Consider the following 7,583-nt stretch of genomic DNA (forward strand, 5'->3'; position numbering starts at 1 on the left):
GTTGCGAGTGTTATTTTTTGTTTTATTAGATGAAATATATGCTCTATCCAATCTTCAGGCGTAACTTGACGAAGCAGTGGTAAGCCGCTGGGACAGCATCATGCGGCACAGGCCTACTGCGATGAGGAGACCACCTGAGTGGAGCCTGCAAGCGCCAGCATCACCACACAGGATGGGGCGGCCATCGTGCTGGGAGTGCCTTTGCTTGCCGGCATGGGACTGATTGGTTGTCCGGCTTGCTCCAATCCGGTCCGCCCTCGCTTTACCCAACTATTCCTCTAGATGAACGCTGCGTCGCGGCGCCGTGCCGTGATGGTTTGCATACAGACGTGACAGCGGCGCGGCGGACGCGCCGTGAATCATGATCGATGCGAAGATCAAAGCACTGGCTGCATGCCAATAGAGCGGATCGTGGAGATGGCTATGGGCGAGGGCGACGAAGTAGATCGCGGCGATACCCAGTGGGCCGAACCAGCCGAGGTAGAGCGAGTCCCGTATATTGAGCGAGTTACGCCATGTGGCGAAAAGCAACATTACGGCCGGCGGCCTGCGCAAAAGCAGGGCCAGCAATGCGAATGCCAGCAGGGGCCACCCCAGCGCAGTCCACTCGTCCAAAGGGAGGGCTATACCGAAAATCACGAACATCGGCAGCGTGAAAAGCTTCGCCACTGCCTCCTGAATGTTTTCTTCCTCCTGTTTTTCGTGCTTCTCGCTGAAGAGGTTGAACGCCAGTCCCGCTGCGAATACCGCCAGCACGCCGTCCGTCTGCAGCAGCTTGGCGAGACCCAGTGTCAGCAGCGAGAACGCCACGGTGTAACCCAGCAGTGAGGAGCTGTCGACCAGCTTCTTGTGCTCTGCAACGGCCAGCAGTTTAGCCGCTGCAAAACCCACTACCGCGCCCATTAGCACCGCTCCACCGATCCCGATCAGTACCGACTCTAAAAGCCAGCGCGACCAGGCCTGATCGGGCGTATGGCTGAGCATGAGAATCGGCAGCATGACAAAGGCGTAGGCCAGGCCGTCGTTGGCTCCCGACTCCGCCGAAAGCGTGTCGCGCAATCGTAAAGGGAGGTGCTTTTTGGCGAACTTGCCGGTCACGATCGAACTGGCGACAACCGGGTCGGTGGGCGCGATCACCGCACCCAGCAGCAGGGCGGCCCATAAGGACAGGCCCAGCAGCCAGCCGGCCAACAACGATGACACCAGCCACATCCCGAGCATGACAAAGGTCAGCAGGAGCATGATGGGCTTGAGCATGGCCTTGAGCGCCGCAGGTTGTAGGCGCAGCGCAACGCCCATCAATCCGATCGCCAGCGTCAACCGCGCCGCCTGCTCGAGAATGATGAATGTGTCGCCCCAGCGTGCAAGATCCAGCCAACTCAACCCGTAGGGCCCGACGGCAGCACCCACCAGCACGGCCAGCGCCGGTTCGGATACAGGACTGCGCTTGATCAGCGCCGACAGCAGGGCAATACAGACGGCAACGCCGCCCATGATGGCAAGTGCAATGTTCAGCTGGGTCATGGCGGCTCCGTTTTCGCGATGCCTCTATTGCGAGCGGTGCCGCTAACAAAACGTTCCCCTAATTACCGGCGCGTTTCATGCATGCCAGATGGCGATCATTGACCCGATTGGCAAACCAGGCGGTCGTCAGGTTGCGCGTGATCTTCGGACTCTCCAGGCGAATGCCAGGCAGCACCGCGCGGGGCAGAGATTTTCCGGCGCGCTTCTCGGCCAGCGCGAACACCCGCTCGTACAAGCTGGTTTTCTCGAATCCGTGGGTATCGCCGCGTTCCAGCGCGTTGCGAATCGCCGTCTCGCTCATGTCGAGCTTGGTTGCCAGCGAGCGAACCGCGCGCTCGGTCTGGCCGGCTTTGCTGCTGCCATGGATGATCAGATCGCCATCGAGGGTCAGCTTGGTTCCACTGGCACGGCTGACCGCAGCCTGAAACGCGGCGTTGCGGCTGGCATACCAGCCAGCGTTGAAGTCTGCGAAGCGGTACAGCGGCTTGGTGTAACTGGCCGGGTAGTCCAGCAGATGTGCGATGCCGAAGTACATACCGCCGCGGCGCGTGAACACCTCATCCCGAATAGAGCCTTCGCGGCGATAGGGATAGTCGCGTGCGCGGTCCTCGGCGAAGGCGATGCTGACTTGCATCGGGCCGCCGGTCTTGACCGGGTTGAGCGTGCCGAACAGTTGTTTGCCGAGTGGCATGATGCCGAGGAAATCGTCGAAGATCGCGCTCAGCTGTTCTTCGGTGCGCACTGCTGCAAGGCGCTGGCTGTAGGTCTTGCCATTGGGCGATTGAACATCCAGAGCCGCGTCCACGATGAAGCGCGGGACGTGCAGCCGGGACGCGCGGCGGTAGATCTCCTCGCGGGCGATTTTCGCAAGGCCGGGGACCGGAGGTGTCGCCTGGAAGGTGGATTCCTGCACCGTGACGGCCAGGACGGCGCAGAGGTTCTCATTGGTCGGCGGGATCGCCAGCGCATCGAAGGCGGCGTAGATGTCGGTGGCCCAGCCTTGGCGATTCGGAATGTTGCTGGGGATCAGCCGGACGATCTTGGCCCGCACGTCGTCTGGTCGAGGCGCCGGCACCTCGGGTTTTTGCGTGCCGCAGCCGGCCAGGCCAAGCAGCATGGTGAGCGCAGCGGCGAGTCGGCGCGTAACCCAGCGGGAAAGGGCTGTGGTTGGCACGAACGCGTCGACAGTCGAAGCCGGTCGTTTGGAAAGCTGAAGAATCATGCGGTCCCATCTGAATAGGTTGGTCAGGTTCCGACAGTAAAACAGACGCAGCCGTTCTGTGGTCTTCTAGTGCTGATTCGAGCGCTGGTGAACTTGCGTCGCCTGAGCTGTCCGAAACCTGACGAGCCATCTGGATGTGCCGGTGGCGCCAACTTTGACGAGCATCCGACTTCATGAGCGAATCGCACTTCGACGTTCGGCGACTCGAACGTTACGACAGCAGCACCCGTGAATACATGCTGGCCATCATCACTGATGAGGATCACGCCTCCCAGGTTGAACTGGATTGCGGCCAGGTCGGCTGGCAATCCACCTTGCGCCATGATCGGCTGCACCGTGACGTCGACCGGCAAACGGGCAAGCCACAGTTTCGGTTCGAGGACATTCCTGAGCACGACGGCGGCGAGTTTCAATTGATCAGCCTGATTGCCGAGGGCGGGCGCGGTGCCGAATTTTCCGAACTGGTCATGTTCGGCAAGCGCCTGGTGACCTTCGACGACCGTACCGGGTTGGTCTGTGAAATTCGCGACCAGAGTCAACTGGTGCCGCGAAACATCCTCATGACCGGCAGCGGTGATGAGGCCTTCAAGGGCTTCAAAGCGGAGTGGGCAACGCTCTACAACGACCGGTTGGTGGTGGGCAGCCATGGCAAGAAGGCACCCGAGGAGTGGGTGAAGCTGCTCGACCGCCATTACACCGTACGAAGTGTGGACTGGTCGGATCGCTATCAACGCATCCGCGACGCGCTTGATGTCGGGCCGAACGGCTACGTGATTCACGAAGCGGCGGAATGGCATCCATATCGTCGCGAGTGGCTTTTCTTTCCGCGCAAGATTTCGACAGAGCCATTCGACGAGGCGGTTGACGAGCGCGAGCGTGGCGGCAATACCTTGGTTATTGCCAGCGAAGACTTCAGTCAGATCCGAACCCTTGAGGTCGGCCAGCGTATCCCCGAGCGGGGCATCTCATCGTTCAAGATCCTGCCGGGTCATCCCAACGAGTGCGTTGGCCTGAAAAGCGTCGAGATCGGTGATCGGACCGAGAGCTACCTGTTCTGCTTCAACCTCGATGGCGAGGTGTTGCAGGACGATATCTTCATCGGTGACTACAAGTGCGAGGGCCTGGAAATTCTCTGACGGTTCGCCCCTGTCGGTGACGGCTTAACCACGCGGTTTTGGGCTACGCTGTTGGTCCCTGGCCACGTTACCGATATTCGATCATGCATCAGCTTATCCACGCACAGCCTCGTTCAGCTTCTGGGTCCAGCTTCTGGCGCGACGCGGCGCTGCCGTTCATCGAGTCGCGCAGCGTGGAAGATGGCCGCCGCGTCTGTTATGCGCGGCACAGCCACGAAACCTTTTCCATCGGATTGATCGACAGCGGCGCCAGTACCTACATCAACGGCAGTCACCAGTGCCGGATCGATGCCGGCACGCTGGTGCTGATGAACCCCGGCGATGTGCATGCCTGCAACCCGATTCAGAACCAGCCATGGGCGTACCGCATGCTGTATGTCGATACTGGTTGGCTGAGCGAGCTGCAAGATGACCTGGGCATGGGGGGTACGGGCTTTCGCTGCTTCGCCCCGATAATGACGCGTGATCCGCTGCTGCAGGCGGGCTTTCACCGTTTTCATACGGTGCTCATCGACGACAACCTCGACCTGCAGCAAAAGGAGGCGGCCGCCGTAGCGTTCTTCTCGCAGTTGCACGAGCGATTGGGGTTCGACGCCAACGTCCCGGTGAGCGACTTGAAACTGCAGCGCGCCGCTGAATACATCGCGGACAATTATCAGCGCTCTCTCAAGCTGGACGAGATCAGCGCTATGGCAGGCGTCTCACCGTCGGGCCTCATTCGCGCGTTCAAAAAGCAGTTCGGCATGACCCCACATGCTTATCTGACCAATCGACGCGTGCAGTTCGCGCGCGCCGAGCTGCGGCGTGGCCGGCCTATTGCGGATGTGGCGCTGGATGCGGGTTTCGCCGACCAGGCGCACCTGCAACGCGCCTTCAAACAACTGCTGGCCGCCACGCCCGGACACTATCGAAATGTAGGCACAGGCCTGCGCTACGACGCCCATCAGGTCAGCAACAGATAAATCGCGCAAGCGGCCAGCAGCGCGGCCATTAGTCGATTGAACAACCGCATCCGTGTAGGTTGGTTGAGATGCGGCCGCAGAAAGGTGCCGGCATAGGCCCAACAGGCGACTGACACGTAACAAATCACGAAGTAGATCGCTGCGAAGCGCCATACCGAGTACGCGTCGCCGGTGGAGGCGAACAAGCCCATGCCGGCTACCGAGGCCAGCCAGGCCTTGGGACTGAGCCACTGCATCGCGGCGCCATACAGCATCGTGGGTTGCAATGCAGGCTTGTCTGCATTGAGGCGACCATCATCGGCAGCCAGCCGAAACGCCATGTACAGGAGAAACGCCACGCCAGCCAACTTGATCGATTCGGTCAGCCAGGGCCAATGATCGAGCAGTTCGTTCAGACCCAGCCCGATCAACAACAGCAACAGCGTGAAGCCAATGGTTGCGCCGCTGACATGACGCATGGCGGGCCGCAAGCCGAACTGCGCGCCGGCGCTGAGCGCGACGATGTTGACCGGGCCCGGCGATATGGAAGAGGCCAGCGCGAAGGCGGCCATGGACAGCAAAAGACTCATCGAACGCTCCTGAATGTACGCATGAACACCAGCGCGACGATAGGAGCGCGCACCACCGCGGTATTGAAGAAAATGCGCGTTGTGCGGCTTACCAGCGCAACAGTCGCGGGCCGAGGGTCGCGCCGACGGCGGTGGGGATGAGCATGCCAAGCACGTACCAGACGGCCCAGAAGGCGACGCTCATCTCCGGGCAATGCAGGCTGTAAGGGGGCGTAGATGCTTTGCGGGCAAACTTCCCCACCGTCGAGGGGCTGGTGGGTGCCAATTGGATGACAGCGGCGGCTCGCGCTTTTGCGCAGCAGTCCCCGCCGACTCAGCCCCAGTTGATCAGCTCGCTGGGGCAGGTTGATTGCCGGCCGCTGTGCCGCCGCAGGAGTAAACTCAGCGCAACGCTTGCAGTCCAAGGCTGCGTCTCCAGCCGGAGTCGCCGCGCCGTTCTGCGCATCCATAACGGGAGATTCGATGGCCTCTATCGACTTGCTGATCAGCGACTGCGACGGCGTGATCGTCGACAGCGAAATCATCAGCCACCGCGTACTGTTCGAAGCACTGAGCCTACACGTGCCGGCCGAGCGCCTGCATGAAGCCCTCGAGGGGACCTTTGGCCTTACGGTCCCGAGCATTATCGATCTGATCGAGAAACGCTTCGGCCTGAGCCTGCCAGCAACCTTCGACAACGACCTTCGCCGGCAATCAGAGAAGATGGTCGCCGAAGAGGTACAAGCCATTCCCGGCGTCTACGAGGCGCTGACGGCGATCGATCTGCCGCTGGCGGTGGCGTCCAACAGCCGGCTGCACAATGTCGAATCGTCACTGCGCCGCGCCGGCTTGACCGAGCGAGTCGCCGGCAATATTTTTTGCGCCGAGATGGTCACGTCACCGAAACCTGCGCCGGATGTCTATCTGTTGGCCGCCGAGCGCATGGGTGTCGCGCCAGGGCGCTGCCTGGTCGTCGAAGACAGCCCGACCGGTGTACTGGCGGCGCGAACCGCGGGAATGCTGGTCATCGGTTTTACCGGTGCCAGCCATATTCCTGCCGGGCACGACCATGCGCTACGGGAAATGGGCGTTTCGGCGGTGATCAATGATATGCGTGACCTGCCGGCAACGGTGGCCAACCTGGCGGCCGACTAGCAGCGCCAGCGCTTAGGGCGAAATCAGCAAACTTACGCAACGGTCCGCCAGCGTGCTTGTCTGTACTGAAACGGACGGAGGGCGAGCAACACATGATCGAGCGTTGGAAGTGGTTCCTCATCCGCATCAGTAAGCGACCCTGGTTCCGGGCCAGCCTGTATTCGGTGTTGGGGATCGCTACCGCGCTGGTGGCATTGGTCGCGGCGCCATACATCCCGGAAGACGTGCCAACCAAGATCGGTTCCGATGCGGTCGACAACATCCTTGGTGTGCTGGCGTCCAGCATGCTTGCGGTTACCACCTTCTCCCTGAGCATCATGGTGGCGGCGTACGGCTCGGCGACAAACAATGTCACGCCGCGCGCTATTTCCCTATTGGTCGAAGACACGACCACGCAGAACACCCTCTCAACCTTTGTCGGTTCGTTCATCTTCAGTCTGGTCGGCATCATCGCGCTGAGCACCGGCCTTTACGGCGACAACGGCCGGGTGGTGCTTTTCGCGGCGACGATCATCGTGGTCATTCTGGTGCTTTACGCGTTGCTGCGCTGGATCGATCAGCTGTCCGGGCTGGGCCGCGTTGCCGAAACCACCGCCAGGGTCGAGAAGGCCGCTACCCGGGCGCTTTGCCAGAGAATGGAGCAGCCGTTTCTGGGCGGTCGCCCACTGGAAGTCGATCCCAAGGTGCTGCCGGGTGCGCGGCCGTTATACGCCGACAAGATCGGTTTCGTGCAACACGTCGACATGCCGGCGCTGGGCGAGCTGACCAAGGCGGAAGATAGCGCGGTCTACATCTGTGTATTGCCGGGGACTTTCGTGGAGCCGACACAGCCGATCGCCTGGTCGGTAGGGATCGCTGAAGACTGTGATAGCGCGCTGCGCAATGCCTTCGTCGTCGGCGCACAGCGAACCTTCGATCGAGACCCCCGCTACGGCATTGTCGTCATGGCCGAAGTCGCTTCGCGGGCGCTGTCGCCCGCCATTAACGACCAAGGCACTGCAATCGATGTGATTGGACGGGGTGGGCGCGTGTTGTC

At 61.2% G+C, this 7,583-nt stretch carries 9 protein-coding genes; 5 read left to right on the forward strand and 4 right to left on the reverse strand.

The genetic code is table 11. The annotated features are described in order from the left end of the window. Nucleotides 1–270: 270 nt before the first annotated feature. Together PSTU_RS0102825 and PSTU_RS0102830 are read right to left on the reverse strand one after the other, a co-directional pair. The gene (locus tag PSTU_RS0102825) at nucleotides 271–1,524 is read right to left on the reverse strand and encodes a cation:proton antiporter (RefSeq protein WP_019339526.1); all 1,254 of its coding nucleotides are present in this window, start codon (nucleotides 1,522–1,524) and stop codon (nucleotides 271–273) included. A gap of 58 nt (nucleotides 1,525–1,582) precedes the next feature. After that, nucleotides 1,583–2,641 carry a DUF1615 domain-containing protein gene (locus PSTU_RS0102830; RefSeq protein WP_192827004.1) on the reverse strand — a complete coding sequence of 353 codons (1,059 nt, stop codon included), beginning with the start codon at nucleotides 2,639–2,641 and terminating at the stop codon, nucleotides 1,583–1,585. 278 nt (nucleotides 2,642–2,919) lie between these two features. On the opposite strand from PSTU_RS0102830, the gene PSTU_RS0102835 reads away from it, so the two are divergent. Both PSTU_RS0102835 and PSTU_RS0102840 read left to right on the forward strand, forming a co-directional pair. Further along, complete coding sequence (locus PSTU_RS0102835) at nucleotides 2,920–3,882, forward strand: hypothetical protein (RefSeq protein ID WP_019339528.1); 963 nt, start codon at nucleotides 2,920–2,922, stop codon at nucleotides 3,880–3,882. Between the two features lie 83 nt (nucleotides 3,883–3,965). Next, on the forward strand, nucleotides 3,966–4,844 hold the full coding sequence (locus PSTU_RS0102840; RefSeq protein WP_019339529.1) for an AraC family transcriptional regulator: 879 nt from the start codon (nucleotides 3,966–3,968) through the stop codon (nucleotides 4,842–4,844). Here PSTU_RS0102840 and PSTU_RS0102845 read toward each other — a convergent pair. Then, nucleotides 4,826–5,413 carry a LysE family translocator gene (locus tag PSTU_RS0102845; RefSeq protein ID WP_019339530.1) on the reverse strand — a complete coding sequence of 196 codons (588 nt, stop codon included), beginning with the start codon at nucleotides 5,411–5,413 and terminating at the stop codon, nucleotides 4,826–4,828. The genes PSTU_RS0102840 and PSTU_RS0102845 overlap by 19 nt on opposite strands. A gap of 88 nt (nucleotides 5,414–5,501) precedes the next feature. Further along, nucleotides 5,502–5,654, reverse strand: a complete 153-nt coding sequence (locus PSTU_RS21890; protein WP_413771553.1) for an NrsF family protein — start codon at nucleotides 5,652–5,654, stop codon at nucleotides 5,502–5,504. Between the two features lie 13 nt (nucleotides 5,655–5,667). Here PSTU_RS21890 and PSTU_RS21940 point away from each other — a divergent pair, with 13 nt between their 5' ends. The 3 genes from PSTU_RS21940 to PSTU_RS0102860 form a co-directional block, all read left to right on the forward strand. Then, complete coding sequence (locus PSTU_RS21940; protein ID WP_237709830.1) at nucleotides 5,668–5,997, forward strand: hypothetical protein; 330 nt, start codon at nucleotides 5,668–5,670, stop codon at nucleotides 5,995–5,997. Beyond that, nucleotides 5,885–6,547: an HAD family hydrolase gene (locus tag PSTU_RS0102855; RefSeq protein WP_237709831.1), complete on the forward strand. Its 663-nt coding sequence runs from the start codon at nucleotides 5,885–5,887 to the stop codon at nucleotides 6,545–6,547. Before PSTU_RS21940 ends, PSTU_RS0102855 begins: the two co-directional genes overlap by 113 nt. Before the next feature lie 92 nt (nucleotides 6,548–6,639). Beyond that, on the forward strand, nucleotides 6,640–7,583 hold a 944-nt coding region (locus tag PSTU_RS0102860; protein WP_019339533.1), incomplete at its 3' end, for a DUF2254 domain-containing protein.

The organism is Stutzerimonas stutzeri SDM-LAC (assembly GCF_000235745.1).
Lineage (GTDB): Bacteria > Pseudomonadota > Gammaproteobacteria > Pseudomonadales > Pseudomonadaceae > Stutzerimonas > Stutzerimonas stutzeri_H.